The sequence below is a fragment of the Caballeronia cordobensis genome (genome assembly GCF_001544575.2).
Taxonomy (GTDB): domain Bacteria; phylum Pseudomonadota; class Gammaproteobacteria; order Burkholderiales; family Burkholderiaceae; genus Caballeronia; species Caballeronia cordobensis.
In genome coordinates, this window is sequence record NZ_FCNY02000009.1 from 180,159 (window position 1) to 198,191 (window position 18,033).

The 18,033-nt window shown below is 65.9% G+C and carries 16 protein-coding genes; 8 read left to right on the top strand and 8 right to left on the bottom strand.

Features of this window, described 5'->3' with window-relative positions:
* Positions 1–2: 2 nt before the first annotated feature.
* Together AWB70_RS19025 and AWB70_RS19030 are read right to left on the bottom strand one after the other, a co-directional pair.
* Positions 3–3,188, bottom strand: coding sequence for an efflux RND transporter permease subunit (locus AWB70_RS19025; protein WP_014251025.1), 3,186 nt, complete (start codon positions 3,186–3,188; stop codon positions 3–5).
* Positions 3,189–3,438: 250 nt separating this feature from the next.
* A complete protein-coding gene (locus tag AWB70_RS19030) occupies positions 3,439–3,708 on the bottom strand; it encodes a DUF4148 domain-containing protein (protein ID WP_053569854.1) in 270 nt (89 codons plus the stop codon).
* 283 nt (positions 3,709–3,991) lie between these two features.
* On the opposite strand from AWB70_RS19030, the gene AWB70_RS19035 reads away from it, so the two are divergent.
* Positions 3,992–5,323 carry an Nramp family divalent metal transporter gene (locus AWB70_RS19035; RefSeq protein WP_053569544.1) on the top strand — a complete coding sequence of 444 codons (1,332 nt, stop codon included), beginning with the start codon at positions 3,992–3,994 and terminating at the stop codon, positions 5,321–5,323.
* A 61-nt stretch (positions 5,324–5,384) separates the two neighbouring features.
* Here the strand turns inward: AWB70_RS19035 and motB are convergent, their stop codons facing one another.
* On the bottom strand, positions 5,385–6,362 hold the full coding sequence (gene motB / locus AWB70_RS19040; protein ID WP_053569543.1) for a flagellar motor protein MotB: 978 nt from the start codon (positions 6,360–6,362) through the stop codon (positions 5,385–5,387).
* Positions 6,363–6,390: 28 nt separating this feature from the next.
* Positions 6,391–7,263 carry a flagellar motor stator protein MotA gene (gene motA / locus AWB70_RS19045; protein ID WP_014251021.1) on the bottom strand — a complete coding sequence of 291 codons (873 nt, stop codon included), beginning with the start codon at positions 7,261–7,263 and terminating at the stop codon, positions 6,391–6,393.
* Between the two features lie 235 nt (positions 7,264–7,498).
* Between motA and AWB70_RS19050 the strand changes: the two genes are divergently transcribed.
* Both AWB70_RS19050 and AWB70_RS19055 read left to right on the top strand, forming a co-directional pair.
* A complete protein-coding gene (locus AWB70_RS19050) occupies positions 7,499–8,317 on the top strand; it encodes a helix-turn-helix domain-containing protein (RefSeq protein WP_053569542.1) in 819 nt (272 codons plus the stop codon).
* 128 nt (positions 8,318–8,445) lie between these two features.
* Positions 8,446–8,718: a hypothetical protein gene (locus tag AWB70_RS19055; protein WP_041731748.1), complete on the top strand. Its 273-nt coding sequence runs from the start codon at positions 8,446–8,448 to the stop codon at positions 8,716–8,718.
* A gap of 88 nt (positions 8,719–8,806) precedes the next feature.
* On the opposite strand, the gene AWB70_RS38785 is transcribed toward AWB70_RS19055, so the two are convergent.
* The 3 genes from AWB70_RS38785 to AWB70_RS19065 form a co-directional block, all read right to left on the bottom strand.
* Positions 8,807–8,974, bottom strand: a complete 168-nt coding sequence (locus tag AWB70_RS38785; protein WP_156903131.1) for a hypothetical protein — start codon at positions 8,972–8,974, stop codon at positions 8,807–8,809.
* A 100-nt stretch (positions 8,975–9,074) separates the two neighbouring features.
* Positions 9,075–10,541 carry an MFS transporter gene (locus AWB70_RS19060; RefSeq protein ID WP_053569541.1) on the bottom strand — a complete coding sequence of 489 codons (1,467 nt, stop codon included), beginning with the start codon at positions 10,539–10,541 and terminating at the stop codon, positions 9,075–9,077.
* Between the two features lie 104 nt (positions 10,542–10,645).
* Entirely contained in the window at positions 10,646–11,938 is a 1,293-nt protein-coding gene (locus AWB70_RS19065; protein WP_053569540.1) for an MFS transporter, read from the bottom strand.
* A gap of 493 nt (positions 11,939–12,431) precedes the next feature.
* On the opposite strand from AWB70_RS19065, the gene AWB70_RS19070 reads away from it, so the two are divergent.
* On the top strand, positions 12,432–13,175 hold the full coding sequence (locus AWB70_RS19070; protein ID WP_041731746.1) for a response regulator transcription factor: 744 nt from the start codon (positions 12,432–12,434) through the stop codon (positions 13,173–13,175).
* A gap of 67 nt (positions 13,176–13,242) precedes the next feature.
* Here AWB70_RS19070 and AWB70_RS19075 read toward each other — a convergent pair whose 3' ends face one another.
* A complete protein-coding gene (locus AWB70_RS19075; RefSeq protein ID WP_053569539.1) occupies positions 13,243–14,148 on the bottom strand; it encodes a dihydrodipicolinate synthase family protein in 906 nt (301 codons plus the stop codon).
* A 206-nt stretch (positions 14,149–14,354) separates the two neighbouring features.
* Between AWB70_RS19075 and AWB70_RS19080 the strand changes: the two genes are divergently transcribed.
* From AWB70_RS19080 to AWB70_RS19095, 4 genes are read left to right on the top strand one after another with little or no spacing between them, the layout of a single operon-like run.
* Positions 14,355–15,296, top strand: coding sequence for a 4-hydroxyproline epimerase (locus tag AWB70_RS19080; RefSeq protein ID WP_053569853.1), 942 nt, complete (start codon positions 14,355–14,357; stop codon positions 15,294–15,296).
* Positions 15,293–16,432: an NAD(P)/FAD-dependent oxidoreductase gene (locus AWB70_RS19085; protein ID WP_053569538.1), complete on the top strand. Its 1,140-nt coding sequence runs from the start codon at positions 15,293–15,295 to the stop codon at positions 16,430–16,432. Before AWB70_RS19080 ends, AWB70_RS19085 begins: the two co-directional genes overlap by 4 nt.
* Positions 16,425–16,673 (top strand): (2Fe-2S)-binding protein, encoded by a 249-nt coding sequence (locus AWB70_RS19090; RefSeq protein ID WP_045454567.1) that lies wholly within the window; start codon positions 16,425–16,427, stop codon positions 16,671–16,673. The genes AWB70_RS19085 and AWB70_RS19090 overlap by 8 nt, the downstream gene beginning before the upstream one ends.
* A complete protein-coding gene (locus AWB70_RS19095; protein ID WP_053569537.1) occupies positions 16,670–17,950 on the top strand; it encodes an FAD-dependent oxidoreductase in 1,281 nt (426 codons plus the stop codon). Before AWB70_RS19090 ends, AWB70_RS19095 begins: the two co-directional genes overlap by 4 nt.
* Positions 17,951–18,033 lie beyond the last annotated feature (83 nt).

Sequence of the window (18,033 nt, forward strand, 5' to 3'; positions counted from 1 at the left end):
TGTCAGTGGTGTCCGCTGCCGTCTTCGAGTTGCGATGGATGCTTGCGATCCGCGCGGCGGGCGAGGCGCGCATGAATGCCCGCGAAGACGAGCGGCACGAAAAAGAGCGTGGAAACCGTGGCGAACAACAGGCCGCCGATCACCGCGCGGCCGAGCGGCGCGTTCTGCTCCGCGCCTTCGCCGAGACCGAGCGCCATCGGCACCATGCCGATGATCATCGCGAACGCGGTCATCAGCACGGGACGGATGCGGCTCGCGCCCGCTTCGAGCGCGGCGGTGAGCGGCGGCATGCCGGCATTCAGACGCTGGCGCGCGAACGAAACCATCAGAATGCTGTTTGCGGTGGCGACGCCCATCGTCATGATCGCGCCGGTGAGCGCGGGCACGGAGAGATGCGTGCCGGTGAGAAAGAGCATCCAGATGATGCCCGCGAGCGCGGCGGGCAACGCGCTCACGATGATGAGCGGATCGACCCACGACTGGAAGTTCACGACGATCAGGAGATACACGAGCACGATCGCCATGGCGACGCCGAGACCGAGGCCGACGAACGACGTGCGCATGGTCTCGACCTGTCCGCGCACGACGATCTGGCTGCCGCGCGGAAGCGTCTTGCGTGCTTCATCGACGAGATGGTTCACCTGCCGCGCGACGCCGCCGAGATCGCGTCCTTCCACGCTGACGAAAAGATCGATCACGGGCCGGATGTTGTAGTGCGTGACCACGGCGAACTGCGTCTGCGGCGAGAGGCGCACGAGATTGCCGAGCAGTTGCGTGGGACCGTTGAGCGAGGCGGAGACGGGCGTGCGCAGCAATTCGTCGATCGATGAAACCTGATACTGCGGCGTCTGCACCGCGAGGTTGTATTCGACGCCGTTGCGCGGATTGAACCAGAAACCCGGCGCGGTCTGCGAGCTGCCCGACAGCGAGACGAGCACGTTCTGCGCGACGTTGCTCGCGGAAAGATTCAGTTGCTGCAAGCGCGTGCGGTCCATTTGCAGATCGATCGCGGGCTCGTCGAGCTTTTGCTGAATGTGCGTATCGACATTGCCGGGAATCATGCGGATCTGCTTCATCAGCTTGCTCGCGGCTTCGAAATTCGCCTTGCCGTTCTGCCCTTGAATCTGCACGTCGATGGCGGCGGGCAAGCCGAAGTTCAGAATCTGCGTGACGATATCCGCCGGCTGAAAGAAGAACTCGACGCCGGGAAAGCGGCGCGGCAAGAGCGCACGCAATTCGTCGATGTACTTCTGCGTCGGCGCGTGATTTTCCTTGAGCGCGACCTGAATCTCGCCATCGAGCGTGCCGATCGTGCCCGCGTTGCTGTACGAGAGATTGATGCCGCTATACGGCAGTCCGAGGTTATCGAGGATCGTCGCGAGCTCGTCTTGCGGCACGATCTGGCGCACGACCTTTTCGACTTCATCGGCGAGCCGCGCGGTTTCCTCGATGCGCGTGCCGGTGGGCGCGCGCATGTGCATGCGGATATCGCCCGCATCGACGCTCGGGAAGAAGTCTTCGCCGAGCACGAACACGAGGCCCGCCGAGAGCAGGCAGAAGCCGAGAAAGAGCGTGGCGAAGCGGCGCCGGCGCACGAGCAGCGTCGAGAGAATCACGATATACGCGCCGCGCATGCGCTCGAAGCCGCGATCGAAACGGCGATGCAGGCGCATGAAGAGATTCGGCTTTGCCTTTGAATCGGGCGCGTGCGCGTGGCCCATCAGGAGCATGGCGAGCGTCGGCACGAGCGTGCGCGACAGGATGTACGACGCCAGCATCGCGAATACGACGGCTTCGGCCAGCGGCACGAACAGGAATTTGGCGACGCCGGTGAGGAAGAACATCGGCACGAATACGATGCAGATGCACAACGTCGACACCAGCGCGGGCACGGCGATTTCCCCCGCGCCTTCGAGAATCGCGTCGTGCAGATTCGTGCCCATGTGCAGATGCCGCTCGATGTTTTCGATCGTCACCGTGGCATCGTCGACGAGAATGCCGACCGCGAGCGCGAGGCCGCCCAGCGTCATGATGTTGATGGTTTGCCCGAGCGCATGCAGCACGATCAGCGACGAGAGGATCGAAAGCGGAATCGAGATCGCGATGATGCAGGTGCTGCGCCAGTTGCCGAGAAAGAGCAGGATCATCGCGGCGGTGAGCGCGGCGGCGATCAGCGCTTCACGTACGACGCCTTGCACGGCCGCCTTCACGAACACGGACTGATCGAAGAGCGCGCTGATCTTGAGATCCGGCGGCAACGATGCGCGCGCTTGCGGCAACAGATCCTGCAACGTGTTGACGATGGAAAGCGTCGACGCGGTGCCGTTCTTCAGCACGGAGATCAGCACGCCGCGCCGGCCGTCCTGCCGCACGACATTGGTCTGCGGCGAGAAGCCGTCGCGCACGTGCGCGACTTCGCGCAGGTACGTGGTCGCGCCGTTGATCGTGCGCACCGGGATATCGTTCAGGCCCGCGACGGTCGCGGGCGAGCCGTTCATGTTGATCGTGTATTCCTTCGGGCCGATCTTCGCGGTGCCCGTCGGCAAGATCAGGTTTTGCGCATTGACGGCCTGCACGACGTCGGTCGGCGTGAGGCCCTTGGCGAGCAGGGCGCGCGTATCGAGATCGACGGAAATAAGGCGCGTCTTGCCGCCATACGGATAAGGCACGGCCGCGCCGGGAATCGTGACGAGCTGCGGGCGCAGGAAGTTGAGCGCGGTGTCGTTGAGATCCTGTTCCGACTGCTTCGGACTCGACAGACCGAGCTGGATCACCGGAATGCTCGACGCCGAATAGCTGATGACGAGCGGCGGCGTCGCGCCCGGCGGCATCTGCTTCAACTGCGCCTGCTCGACCGCGACGGTCTGCGCGATCGCCGTCTGAATGTTCGCGGTGGGCTGCAAGAAGAGCTTGATGATCGCGATGCCTTGCAGCGATTGCGACTCGATGTGCTCGATGTTGTTCACCGTGGTCGTGAGGCTGCGCTCGTTGACCGACGTGATGCGATTGGCCATGTCCTGCGCGGAGAGGCCTGTGTAGTTCCAGATGATGCTGACGACGGGAATATCGATTTCGGGCAGCACGTCCACCGGAGTCGTCATCAGGACGAAGGGCGTGGCGAGCAGAATCATGATGGCCATCACGATGAACGTGTAGGGCCGTTTAAGCGCAACGTTGACTATCCACATTGAGTCGTTCGGAAGATGCTGGGGAAGGGCGCTGCGAAAGAGGCGAGCAAGGCGTGCGGTTCGCCATCGGTGTCGCTATGGTAGTGGCCGGGTGCCAACGACAATATGACGTGAATATGGCGCGTCCGTCAGATTAGGCGTTTTGAAAGAAAGCTTGCGAAAGCGCGCGGTCAGGGCCGCGCGCGTTGTTCAACTGCTTTGGGAATAGCACCGCTTCAATGCAGGTAACGTTCTGCATTGGGCAGCGCCGTTACTGCGCGTTCTGCTGCGCCGGGGCCTGGCCGGAAGCGGACGTGCCGTCCGGCGACGCGCCGTAGGCGGTCGATGACTGCAGCTTTTCTTCCGCTGCCTGGATGTTGTCCGGATAGAAAGCGTCGCGCTCGGACGGGTTATAGCCCGCCTGCTCGACGCGTTGCAGGTCCTGCTTGACCTGTGCGCGCGTGAGGCCTTCGCTTTGTGCGAGCGCGGCGAGCGGCGCGGCGGCAAGCGCGACGACGGCGATGCGAGTGATCAGTTTCATGGCGTACTCCTCATGCGATTGAAGGATGGACGCGGCGTGCGGCTGCGCGATGTGCAGCATCGGCACGGCCGCCACGGCCACCCTCGAATTCTATTTGTCGTACCGTGACGACATGCTGGCGATCACATGGCGCTTTGGTCAGATTGGAACGCGTGCTGAACGCGCTGCACAGCGAAGATAAGGGGCGTCTGTGATTGTGCGCAGCCGATGTTAGACTCGCCCGCGTGAGGCCTTCTGTAAGCCTTGTCTTGCGCGTCCCGGACACCGCATCAGGAACAACAAATTGCCGTTCAATCTGCCGACCACGGCCACCGCGCCGTTCTGCCCATCCGAAGTCAAAGGCTCCGTCGCGGTTTCGCCGCACGCGCCGCTATGGAAAAAGCTATTGCAGTTCGCAGGGCCGGGCTTGCTCATTTCCATTGGCTATATGGATCCGGGCAACTGGGCCACGGATATCGAAGCGGGCTCGCGTTACGGCTATAACCTTCTTTTCGTCGTCGTGCTGTCGAGTCTCGCGGCGATGGTGCTGCAATGTCTTTCGATGCGGCTTGGCATCGTCACCGGCAAGGACCTCGCGCAATTGTCGCGCGAGCGCTATGCCAAGCCCGTCGCGAATGCGCAATGGATGTTCGCGGAGATATCGATCATTGCGTGCGATCTCGCCGAAGTGCTCGGCGGTGCGCTCGCCTTTCATTTGCTGTTCGGCGTCTCGCTGATATGGGGCGTCGTGCTGACGGCCTTCGATACGCTCATCGTGCTCGGACTCAAGGGCAAGAACTTTCGCGATCTCGAAGCGATCATGCTCGGTCTCATCGCGACGATCGGCGTGGGGTATGTCATCGAGCTCTTTCTCGTGAAACCGCATTGGCCCTCGGTGGCGGCGGGGCTCGTGCCGTCGCTTCATGCGCTGAGCGATCGCGAACCGCTCTATCTCGCGATCGGCATTCTCGGCGCGACCGTGATGCCGCATAACCTGTATCTGCATTCGTCGATCGTGCAGACGCGCGTGGTCGATCGCGATGCGAAAAGCCTTGCATCGGCGATCACGCTCTCGCGGCTCGATACCATCGTGTCGCTCATTCTTGCCTTGCTTATCAACGCGGCCATCCTGATTCTCGCGGCATCGGCGTTTCATGCAACAGGGCATACGCAAGTCACCGAGATCGAAGATGCGTACAAGCTGCTTGCGCCGATCGTCGGCACCGGTCTCGCCGCGGTTCTGTTCGCGGTCACGCTGTTCGCTTCGGGACAAAGCTCGACCTTCACCGGAACGATCGCCGGGCAGGTCATCATGGAAGGCTTTCTGCGGCTGAAGATTCCGTGTTATCAGCGCAGATTCATCACGCGGGCGCTCGCGCTCGTGCCGGCGTTGATCGGCGTGTATCTGATGGGCAATGGCGCGGTCGGCAAGCTGCTCGTCGCGAGCCAGGTGGTGTTGAGCCTGCAACTGCCGTTCGCGCTCTATCCGCTGATTCGCATGACGAGCGATCGCACCTTGATGGGCGAGTTCGCGAACAGGACATATATGAAACTCGTCGCGTGGCTGCTGTTTAGCGTGATCAGCGCGGCGAATGCGTGGCTCGTGGTGCAGACGGTGGCGGACTGGCTTGCGTGAATGAAAAAGCGCCATGCATCTTTCGAATGCATGGCGCTTCGTCGAAGCTATCCGTGTCGCCTTACTTCATCGCCACCGATACATTCGGCTTCGCCGCGACTGCCGCCGGAATGGCGCCATCCACAGGCTTCGTCTCGTCCACCGTCGTGCGTCCGCCATCGCGGAAGAACGCTTGCTCGGCCGCCTTATTCAGCACGAGAATGCTGATCCGCCGATTGGTCGGCTCATCGACGACATCTTTATTCAGCGGCAATACATCGGCAAGACCGCGCACTTGCAGCACCTTGCTTTCCTTCATGCCGCCCGCAACCAGCGCGCGCCGTGCGGCATTCGCGCGCTCGCCCGACAGCTCCCAGTTCGAATAGCCCGCCTGACCGCCGGAATAGGGCACGGCGTCGGTATGGCCCGCGATCGACACGCGGTTATCGACATCGTTCAGCGATGCGCCGATGTTCGTCAGAATCGTCGTCACATAACTTTCGAGCCTGAAGCTGCCCGAAGCGAACATCGGCCGCTTGAGCGAATCGACGATCTCGATGCGCAAGCCTTCGCTCGTGATCGCAATGCGAATCTGGTCCTTATATGCGCGCAGCGCGGGCATTTGCTCGATGAGCGCCATGAGCTTCTGCTTGAGTTGCTGCAACTTCTGCAGATCATCCATCGCGACGGCCGCGCGCGCGATGCTTTGCGGTACAGGCTGCGTCTGGCTCTTCTTGCCTTCGCCGGGACGCGTGCTCGACAAATCCTTGCCGCCGCCCGTGATGACGCTCGTGTGCGCCGACGCGCCGCCGTCGTTGCCGAACAGCGCGGAGAGCGGCGTGTTGAAGTATTGCTCGATGCCTTCCTTGTCGTACTTCGACGTCGAGCCGAGCAGCCACATCAGCAGAAAGAACGCCATCATCGCCGTGACGAAGTCGGCATAGGCGATCTTCCATGCGCCGCCGTGATGACCGTGGCCGTGCGCCTTCTTCTTGCGCTTCACCACGACGGTGGGCGCAAGCACGGATTGCAGCGGATCGCGTGAGGGTTTCTCAGCCATGTGCGTGTTCCTCGTGGCTCATCTCGTCTTAGCTCGCCGCCTTCGGCATCTTGGTCGCGCGCACCGCGTCGTCGAGTTCCTTGAAGCTCGGGCGATCGGCGGTGAACAGCACCTTGCGGCCGAACTCGACGGCGATCGTCGGGGCGTAGCCGTTCATCGATGCAAGCAGCACGGACTTCACGCACTGGAACGGCTTGGCTTCGGCCGCGCCCTTCGCATTGAGCAGGTCCGCGAGCGGGCCGATGAAGCCGTACGCCAGCAGAATGCCGAGGAACGTGCCGACCAGTGCGCCCGCGATCATTTCGCCGAGCACGGCGGGCGCGGCGCCCACCGAGCCCATCGTGTGCACGACGCCCATCACCGCGGCGACGATGCCGAACGCGGGCAGGCCGTCGGCCATCTTCTGGATCGCGTTCGCGGCCACCGAGCTTTCGGTGTGATGCGTCTCGAGCTCTTCGTCCATCAGGTCCTGCATTTCGAGCGCGTTGACATTGCCCGCCGACATCATGCGCAAATAGTCGACGATGAAATCGAGCAGATGATGATCCGCCATCACATGCTCGTACTTCTGGAAGACCGGGCTCGATTCGGGCGCGTCGACATCGGCTTCGAGCGCCATCATTCCTTCCTTGCGCGCCTTTTGCAGCAGTTCGTAAAGCAGCGCGATCAGCGCGACGTATTTCTCTTTCGTGTAGCCGCCGCCCTTGAACGCCTTCGGAATCGACTGCAAGGTTTTCTTGAGCGTGGCCGTAGGATTCGATACGACGAACGCGCCGATTGCCGCGCCGAAAATACACAGCAGCTCGAACGGTTGCACGAGCGCGGCGAGGTGGCCGCCGACGCCGATGAAGCTTCCGATCACCGAGCCGATGACCACCACCCATCCGATGATGACAAACATGTTTTCTCCGCAGATGTCCGGGCGCCGCGGGCAGTGCGCGCTCGGGCTTGAGACGCGCACGACTCGCGACGCATTGTTCGCTTGTTGTGGGGCTTATCGGCTCGAAATGGCCGAAGTTTAAGGGTGTGGCGCGCAAGTTTTTCTGCGCAAATGTTTGCGCGGCAAATCTTACGTCCGTTCGCCTTGACGTCGCAGGTAATGGATCGTGCGCGGGGCATCGACTAACATCGGTCGCATGAACTCGACCCTCGTTGCTCCCATCGTTCAATCGACCGTCGGCACGCTGTTGCGCGAATGGCGTCAGCGCCGGCGCATGAGCCAGCTCGATCTCGCCGGCGTGGCGGACGTTTCCACGCGCCATCTGAGTTTCGTCGAATCGGGCCGCTCGCTGCCGAGCCGCGACATGCTGATGCGCCTCGCCGAGCAGCTCGAGGTGCCGCTGCGCGAGCGCAACACACTGATGGTCGCGGCCGGTTATGCGCCGCTTTATCGCGAGCGCACGCTCGCCGATCCGCAACTCGCGGCGGCGCGGCGCGCGGTCGATCTCGTGCTGAAAGGGCACGAGCCGTATCCCGCGCTCGCCGTCGATCGCCACTGGACGATGATCGCGGCCAACGCGGCGCTCGCGCCGCTCGTCGCCTCGGCGCATGCGGAACTGCTCGCGCCGCCGGTGAACGTGCTGCGCCTGTCGATGCATCCGCGAGGCCTCGCGAATGTCATCGAGAACTGGCACGAATGGCGCGCGCATCTGCTCGCGCGGCTTTCCCGGCAGGTCGAAGTTTCGGGCGATGCGACGCTCGCCGCGCTGCTCGCGGAACTCGGCGCGTATCCCGCGCCCGCGCATGCGCGGCACGCATCGCGCGGCGACGCCGATCCGGTCGTCGTGCCCTTGCGCATGCGCACGCCGCACGGCGTCCTGTCGTTCTTCAGCACGACGACCGTTTTCGGCACGCCCGTCGATATCACGTTGTCGGAACTTGCGATCGAAGCCTTCTTTCCCGCCGACGACGCCACCGCCGATATTCTGCGCGCCCTGGCCGACGCACGACGCTGAGCTTGCGCCGCGTCGCGCATGCTTACAGAATTGAACCTGGCGTCAAGGTGCGAATCTATGAGAAGACGGGCCGCTCGGAGCATGCGCGGCCTTTGTCAGCTTTTGTCCAACCAACGCGGAAGACAGCGATGATTCAAACATTCGAGCAAGTAATCGGCGGGCAAAAGATGCAGTTCTGCGCGAGTCTCGCGGAAGGCGGCGGGCCGGCGCGTGTGATCATCAGCCGGGCGGATTCGGCGGAGTCGCTCGTGATCGTCGAAGCGGACGGCATCATCGGCGCGATCAAGGCCGAAGTGGAAGCGCCCGCGTCCCTCGTCGCCGATGCCGTACGCAAGGCGCAGCAGGAAGCGCTGATCGAGCGCGCGCTGGAAACCGGCGCCGTGCAGACCACGAGCCTATAGGCGTTTTCCGGCGCAGGAAGAAAAGATGCCCGCGCGGCTCGTCGAGCCGCGCGGGCATTGCCTTATGCGCGCTTATTGCGCTGGCGGCTCACATGCGCGGCTCGCCGTTTTTCGGATCGGCGGGCACCATCGGCGTCGCCGAATCCGGGCCGTCGGGCATGTCCGGATCGTCCGGGTTCGGCGGGGCGTCCGGGTCGAGCAGCTTGTCCGGGTCCGGTTCAAGCGGCTCCTCGGGGGAGCGGGGCATCGTCGACATGGTGTTCTCCTCAGGAAGATGGCGCGCTCCGGCCCGTTCGGCTCGTTTCCGGAGCGCTTCGCCCGAGCGATGCAACGGGCGTTCCCGCCATCGCTCGCGCTCAATCCGCTTGGTCCGCGACCGGGCCGCGCGCACGCTTCGCATCGTCTGTGCGCGCCGCCGGATTGCTCACGTGGCGCGCCGTCAGCGCGGCGCAAAGCAGCAGCACGACGGACATCCCCGCCGACCAGCGCACCGCCTCGACGATCTGCGCCGCGCCCGCCGCATTGTCGCCGTGACCCGCGAGCGCGCCGAACGCCGCGACGCCGATCGCGCCCGCCGCCTGCCGCGCCGTGTTGAGCACCGCCGAGGCCGTGCCCGCGCGTTGCTGGCCGACGGTGCCGAGCAGCGCGGTCGTCATCGCGGGGACGGCGAGGCCCATGCCGGATGGAATCAGCAGGAAAGGCACGAGCAGCGCTGCGGTGGGCGTCGTCGCATCGACGAAAGCGAGCGCGGCAAAACCGGCGGCATCGAGCAACGCGCCGAAGATCATCGGGCCGCGCGAGCCGAAGCGCGCCACCACGGGACCGCTCGCGAGGTTCGAGATCAGGAAGCCGCCCGTCAGCGGCAGGAACGCGAGGCCGGTCTGCAAGGGCGTATGGCCGAGCACCCGTTGCAGATACAGGCTCAGCACGAACACCATCCCATAATAGGTGAGATTCACGCCGATGCCGAAGACCACCGCCGCGCTGAACGTGCGCTCGGCGAAGAGCGCGAGCGGCAGCATCGGCGCGCGGCTCCCGCGCTCGACGGCGATGAACGCGCCGCCCGCCGCCAGCGCCAGCACGAACCCGCCGATCACGAACGGATGCGCGGCCCCGAGCGGACGCATCTCGATCACCGCGCCGACCAGCGCCGCGAGCGCGACGATCGCGAGCGCCTGGCCGGGCAGGTCGATGCCGCGCGCATGTTCGCGATCGTTTTTCGGCGCGTCCACCCAGAGCAAGGTCGCGACGATGCCCGCCGCGCAGAGCGGCAGATTGACCCAGAAGATGCTGCGCCAGCCGAAGGCCGCGATCAGCACGCCGCCGACGATCGGGCCCGCCGCGATCGACACCGCGCCCGCCGCCGTCCACAAGCCGACCGCGCGTGCCCGGATGCGCCGGTCATGGCCGCATGCGGCGTTCAGGAGCGCGAGCGAGTTCGGCAGCATGGCCGCGGCGCCGACGCCTTGCAGCGCGCGCGCGGCGATCAGTTGCGGCGCATCGCGCGAAAAGGCGCACGCGAGCGACGCCAGCGCGAAGAGCGCGAGTCCGCCCGTGAACATGCGCCGCGCGCCGAAGCGGTCGCCGAGCGCGCCCGCGGAGAGCATCAGCGCGGCGAACGCGAGCGCGTAACTGTCGATGGTCCATTGCAGGCTCGCGACGTTCGCGCGCAGATCGTGGCCGAGGCTCGCGAGCGCGACATTGACGATCGAGACATCGAGTTGAGAGACGACGAAGCCGACGCTGGTCGCCGTGACGACGAGGATCTGTCGCACGGACAGATGCGTCGCGGAGGAGGAAAGGTTCGAGTTCATGCCGGTCATCGTACGCACGGCGCGCGTTCGATGTTTCGGCCTGCGATGAAACGTGAAAGGCAAATGAAAAATGGCGCGCCGCGTGAACGGCGCGCCATGATGTGCGACGAGACTTAACGCGTTTGCTTGATGAAAAGCGTCGTCAGCGCGCCGACCACGCACAGCGCGCCGACATAGAGCGCGGGCGCCATCGGGCTCGATTTCATCATCAGCGAAACGACGATCGGCGTGAGCCCGCCGAACACCGCATACGCGACGTTGTAAGAGAACGAGATGCCGGAGAAGCGCACGGCCGGCGGGAACGACTTCACCATCACGAACGGAATCGCGCCGATCACGCCGACGAAAAAGCCCGCGAGCGCATACCACGGCAGCAGCACGGAGGCGTCGAGCGCGACTTGCTGGAACATCAGCCAGTAGGACACGGCGAGCGCCATGCCGCCGACGAAAATCGTCTTGCCCGCGCCGATGCGGCCCGCGATTGCGCCCGCGAGCACGCAGCCGATCGTGAGACAGAGCGTCGCCGCGCAATTCGCGACGAGCACCGTCGCCGGGGCGATGTGAAACTGCTTCTGCAGGAGCGTCGGCGTCATCAGGATCACGACGACGATCGCTGCCGAGAGCATCCACGTAAGCAGCATCGAGACGACGACCGCGCGCCCGTGATCGCGCAGCACGGCCTTGAGCGGAATCTCCGCCGCGATCGCCTTGCGCTGTTGCAGCTCGGCGAAGACCGGCGTTTCATGCAGCCAGCGGCGCAGATAGACCGAGCACAGACCGAAAAGGCCGCCGAGCAGGAACGGCAGACGCCACGCGAAATCCGCGACTTCGGCGGGCGCGAAGCTCTTGTTGATCGTCGTGGCGATCAGCGAGCCGAGCAGGATGCCCGCCGTGAGGCCGGCCGTGAGCGTGCCGCACGCATAGCCGACATGCCGTCCGGGCACGTGCTCGGAGACGAAGACCCATGCGCCCGGCACTTCGCCGCCGACGGCCGCGCCCTGCATCACGCGAAACAGAAGCAGCAGCACGGGCGCCATCAGCCCGATCGACGCGTAAGTGGGCAGAAGGCCCATCAGGAGCGTCGGCACGGACATCAGCAGGACGGAGAGCGTGAACATGCGCTTGCGGCCGAGCAGGTCGCCGAAGTGCGCCATGACGATGCCGCCGAGCGGCCGCGCGAGATAGCCCGCCGCGAAGATGCCGAAGGTCTGCAACTGGCGCAGCCAGTCGGGAATGGCGGGCGGAAAGAACAGTTGGCCGATGACCGGCGCGAAGAACACGAAGATGATGAAGTCGTAGAACTCGAGCGCGCCGCCGAGCGCGGCCAGCGTGAGTGTCTTGTAATCGCCGCGCGTGAGCGCACGGCCGGCCGCGCGGGGCGCGTCGGACAGAGGTGTTGCCTGCATCGAAAAGAAAACCCGTGAGTGGAAAAGCCACGCGAGACGCGCGGTAGGACGAGGCTTTGCCCTGCGGGATCGATGAAACGCGCCGGGTGGACGCGGAGCGTGGGTCGGGCGCGGATTCGAAAGCCGCCGCCCGCCGTCCGCGCTGCGGGCTGCGACGGACAGTCGCGGCGCAGCTTGCCGCGCGACGTTTCGGTAAAACGGCGGCAGCGGGAACTTTAGAGCCGAAGGCGGCATGTTACAGGATGAAAGCCGCCGCAAAAGCGCAAAACCGTTCTTTTTTGAGATGAGTGGCGCGCATCGGACGCCACGGGCGGCGGTGAGCGCGCCGTCACATGCGTTGACAATTCGGACGAGTCCGATGGGAAAGGGGGGCACCGGTGCCCAGAATTCGCTGCATGAATCCCCCGTCTCATCCCGCGACGGGACGCCCGGCGAGCGCACGAAAGTGCGGCATCTGCCCCATGTCCCCCTCGGACTCATCAGGTTAGACACCATGCGCGTCGCCGTTTTGCAAACCGACCCAAGTTATAGAAATCTCATCAGCGACGTCGTGAAACGACTCGGCCACAGCTGCGTGACGTTCGGCGATGGCCTCGTGCTGTCGAAAGCGCTTTCCCGCTCCACCGTCGATCTGCTGATTCTCGACTGGAATTCCACGGGCCTGTGCGGTCTCGACCTGCTGAAATCGGTGCGTTCGAGCTTCGGCGAGCGCGTGCCCGTTCTGTTCGCGACGCCGGACGGCGCCGAGCACAACATCGTGTGCGCATTGACCGCGGGCGCGGACGACTACGTCGTCTATCCGATCCGTCCGGGCGAATTCGGCGCGCGAATCGAAGCGCTCCTGCGCCGCGCCTATCCCGCCACGACCAGCGCGTGCCTGGAAGTCGGTCCGTACCGCTTCGACGCCCGCCAGCAAACCGTCACCGTGCGCGGCAAGCCGGTTCAACTGAGCGGCACGCAATTCCGTCTCGCGCAACTGTTCTTCTCGAACATCGGCCGCGTGCTGTCGCGCGATCATATTTTCGCGATGGTCTGGGGCCGCGAGTTCCGTGAAACCACGCGTACTATCGACAGTCACGTGTCGCGCCTGCGACTCGCGCTCGAAATCGAGCCGGTCAACAACTTCCGCTTGCAGCCGGTCTACAAGAGCGGCTATCGCCTGCTGCATCTTTACGATGAAGGCGAGGACAGCGGCGGCGAGCACGCCGATCCCGAGCGGGCGCAGATCGCCGCTTAAGGTCTGACGCCGTATCAACGAAAAATGCCGTCGCGATGACGGCATTTTTCATTTGCGCCGAGGGTTTTCAGAAGCTCGGCAGCGCCGGGCGCGTTTCGATGCCGTGCCGGATCAGCGCTTCGACTTCCTTGCGCTCCTCGCCCGCGAGCGGCAGGCGCGGCGGGCGCACCGGCTCGGTGCCAAGACCGACGATCGCCTCGGCCAGCTTGATGTTCTGCACGAGCTTGTGCGACACATCGAGCGCGAGCAGCGGCGCAAACCACCGGTAGATCGCGCGCGCTTCCTCGACGCGCCCCGCGCGGATCAGCTTGTAGATCGCAACCGTCTCACGCGGGAACGCGCAGACGAGACCGGCCACCCAGCCTTGCGCGCCCATCAGGATCGCTTCCATGGCCAGATTGTCCACGCCGCAGAAGAGCGCGTACCGGTCGCCCGTCTCGTTGATGAGATCGGTGATACGCCGCACGTCGCCGCTCGATTCCTTGATGGCGGCGAATTTGCGGTCTTCGGCCAGCTCGGCGAACATCTTCGGCGTGACATCGACGCCATAGGCAAGCGGATTGTTGTAGACCATCAGCGGCAGCGGGCTCGCATCCGCGACCATGCGGAAGTGATTGAGCGTCTCGCGCCGGTCCGAGAGATAGCGCAGGCCGGGCAACACCATATAGCCCGCCGCGCCGTGGCGCGCGGCGCGTTCGGCCTGGCGGCAGCCGTCGAGCGTGCTGTTCTCCGCAATCGTCAGCAGCACCGGCACGCGGCCGCGCGCGGCGTCCACGGCGATGTCGAGCACGTCGAGCTTCTCGTCGAGCGAGAGCGTCGAGGCTTCGCCGAGCGATCCGCACACGATGATGCCATCGACGCCGGCTTCGATCTGCGCGTCGATATTCTTCGCGGTCCATGCGCGATCTATGCTGAAATCGGCGTTGAACTTGGTGGTCACGGCGGGCATCACGCCTTCCCAGATATGCGTCACGGCGAGTCTCCGAAATGATTGGAACGGTACGCAGTGTAAGTACCGTAAATTCGGGCGTCTTGCGCGTTTCGCGCGCGCCGCGTGCCGATTTCGGCATAGCCTCCGCACACCGGTTCCCGGCCGCCCGAACGCGCGCCGCGACTATGCCGATTTCGTCATCGAAACGGCGAAGCCGCTTCAAGACGCTCGCCGCGCGCGTTTCTACGATAGGCGGCATGAAAACCATCGACATCATCGACTCGCACACGGGCGGCGAACCGACGCGCCTCGTGACCGCGGGCGGCCCGGATCTGGGCGCAGGCACGCTCGCGCAGCGTCTCGACACGTTTCGCACGCGTTTCGACGACTGGCGGCGCGCCATCGTGACCGAGCCGCGCGGCTCCGACGTGATGGTCGGCGCGCTGCTGTGCGAGCCCGACGATCCCGGCGCGGCGGCGGGCGTCATCTTCTTCAACAACGTCGGCTATCTCGGCATGTGCGGGCACGGCACGATCGGGCTTGTGGCGTCGCTGGCGCATGCGGGGCGGATCGCGCCGGGGCGGCATCGGATCGACACGCCCGTCGGCCCGGTCGACGCCACGCTCAACGCGAACGGCAGCGTCAGCGTGCGCAACGTGCCCGCGTACCGGCACGCGCGCGCCGTGACGATCGACGTGCCGGGGCAAGGCCCGCTCACCGGCGACGTCGCGTGGGGCGGCAACTGGTTTTTTCTCGTCGCGGATCACGGGCGCGAACTCGTGCCCGCGCGCATCGCGGAATTGACCGCGTTCACCGAGGCGATCCGCGATGCGCTGCACGCGCAAGGCATCGCCGGCGCGGATGGCGCTTACATCGACCATATCGAGTTGTTCGCGGATTCGCCGGTTGAGGGCGTGGACAGCCGCAACTTCGTGCTGTGTCCTGGCAGCGCCTACGACCGCTCGCCGTGCGGCACCGGCACGAGCGCGAAGCTCGCGTGCCTCGCCGCGGACGATCTGCTCGCGCCGGGCGCGGTGTGGCGGCAGGAGAGCATCATCGGCAGCGTGTTCGAGGGCAGTTACGTGATGGACAGCGAACTGCTCGTACCGACCATCACGGGCCACGCGCACATCATGGGCGAAGGCCGGCTCGTGTTCGACGAGCGCGATCCGTTCATGAAAGGCCTATGACGGCGGACGTGATCGTCGTCGGCGGCGGCATCGTCGGGGCAGCGTGCGCGGCGGAACTCGCGGCGCGCGGCCTGACGGTCGAGGTGCTGGAGGCGCGCGGCATCGGCGGCGGCGCGACGGCGGCGGGCATGGGCCACATCGTCGTGATGAACGACTCGCCCGCCGAATTCGCGCTGGCGCGCGCTTCGCGCGAACTGTGGCATGCGCTCGGCCCGCAGTTGCGCGAGCGCGATGCGTTCACGCGCTGCGGCACGGTCTGGGTCGCCGAGGACGAGGAAGAGCTCGACGCCGCCCGCGCGATGCGCGACGCCTTCGCCGCGGCGGGCGTGCGCGCCCACCTGCTCGACCGCGCCGCGCTGCGCGAAGCCGAACCGGCGGTGAGCCACGCGATGCATGGCGGCCTCCTGATCGACGACGACGCCATCGTGTACGCGCCCTGCGCGGCGCAGTTTCTGCTGACGAGTTCGCCACGCATCCGCGTCTCGACCGGCTGCGCCGTGCGCGCCGTCGATGCCGGCGGCGCGCACGCCAGCGTCACGCTCGCGAACGGCGAGCAGCGCATGGCCGCGCATGTGGTTGTCGCGAACGGGCTCGCGGCGCCGGAGCTGATCGCGGGCGTGCCGATCGAAGCGAAGAAAGGACATTTGCTCATCACCGATCGTTATCCGGGCATGCTTCGTCATCAGGTGCTGGAGCTCGGCTACATCAAGAGCGCGCATCACGCGCGCGGCACATCGGTGGCGTTCAACGCGCAGGCGCGCCCGACGGGACAACTGCTGATCGGCTCGTCGCGGCAGTTCGGCACGCTCGATCCCGCCGTCGAAATCGACGTGCTCGGCGCGATGCTCTCGCGCGCGTCGCACTATCTGCCGGGCATCGGCGCGCTCGATGCGATCCGCGCGTGGACGGGCTTTCGTGCCGCGACGCCCGACGGTCTGCCGCTGATCGGCCCGGCGCGCTTTCCCGGAGACCGGCTGTGGCTCGCCACGGGCCACGAAGGGCTCGGCGTGACGACATCGCTCGGCACGGCGCAACTCATCGCCGCTCAGATGCTCGGCGAGCCTGTGCCTTTCGACATGCCCGACATCCACGCTTTCTCTGCGCAACGGTTCGCGAAGGAGCACGCCGATGGCTGAACTCGTTCGCGTGACCATCGACGGCGAAGCGCTCGCCGTGCCCGCTTTCACGACAGTTGCCGCCGCAATCGCGATGCGCGGCATCGGCGCGACGCGGCGTTCCGTCACCGGCGAGCCGCGCGCCGCGCTGTGCGGCATGGGCGTGTGTCACGAATGCCGCGTGAGCGTCGACGGCCGCGCGCACGTGCTCGGCTGTCAGACGGTGTGTCGCGACGGCCTGTCCATCGAGACGATGCGATGAAGGTCGAAACCTGTGATATCGCGATCGTCGGCGCGGGACCGGCGGGGCTGAACGCGGCGCGGGTGGCGGCGCGAGCGGGCGTGCGCGTCGTGCTCGTCGACGACAATCCGCGCCCGGGCGGACAGATCTGGCGGCAAGGCCCGACGCTCGCACCCGCCACGCCGTTGCGCGAATGGCTCGATGACGCCCGCACGCACGCGAACCTTGTCGCGATGAACGCGACGAAAGTCGCCGCCGCGCCCGGCGGCAAGCGCCTCATGCTGGAACGCGACGGCGCGCCGGTCGCGCTCGCGTATTCGAAGCTGATCCTCGCCACCGGCGCGCGCGAGCGGCTCTTGCCGTTCGACGGCTGGACGCTGCCTGGCGTCACGGGCGCGGGCGGCTTGCAGGCGCTCGTCAAGGGCGGGATGCCGGTGCGCGGCGAGCGCATCGTCGTCGCGGGAAGCGGGCCGCTGTTGCTCGCGGCCGCCGATACCGCCCGCCGCCACGGCGCGCACGTCGTCGCGGTGATCGAGCAGGCGCCGCTTGCGCGCGTCGCGCGCTTCGTCGCGTCGCTGGCGCTGACGCCGGGCAAGCTGGCGCAGGCCGCCGCGCTCGGCACGGTGCGGTATCGGACGGGCAGCGTGGTCGTGAAAGCGCATGGCGATGCGCGCGTCGAAGCGGTCACGATCCGCGCGAAGGGACGTGAAACGACGCTCGCCGCGGACCGCGTCGCGTGCGGTTACGGACTCGTGCCGAACGCGACGCTCGCGCTCGCGCTCGGCTGCGCCACCGACGAAAACGAAGGCGCGATCACGGTCGACGACACCCAGCGCACGTCGCAAGCCGATATCTTCGCGGCGGGCGAATGCACGGGCATCGGCGGCATGGAGCTGGCGAGCGTCGAAGGGGCGCTGGCGGCGCACGCGGCGCTCGGCGCGGCCGCCGATGCGCAGATCGCGCGTCTCGTGCGCGAGCGCGATCGCTGGCGTGCGTTCGCGCGGCGCGTGGCGCGGGCGTTCGAGCTGGGCGACGAGGCGCGCGCGATGCCGTCGCCGGACACCTTGCTGTGCCGCTGCGAAGACGTGCCGGTCGGCGCGGTCGCCGCGCATACCGACTGGCGCGACGCCAAACTGCACACGCGCTGCGGCATGGGACGATGCCAGGGGCGCGTGTGCGGCGAGGCGGCGTCGGTGTATTTCGGCTGGCCGCGTGCGGCGGCGCGCCCGCCGTTCGCGCCCGCGCGCATCGACACGCTGATCGCCGCGCGCGATCACGCCGAACCGATCGTTCGATAGTGGGGCGAGCGCCAATTTCGACCGCGCGTGCGCGCTCCTATAATCGCTTGCTTCCCATTCCATCGAGCGCAATCCGACTCTTC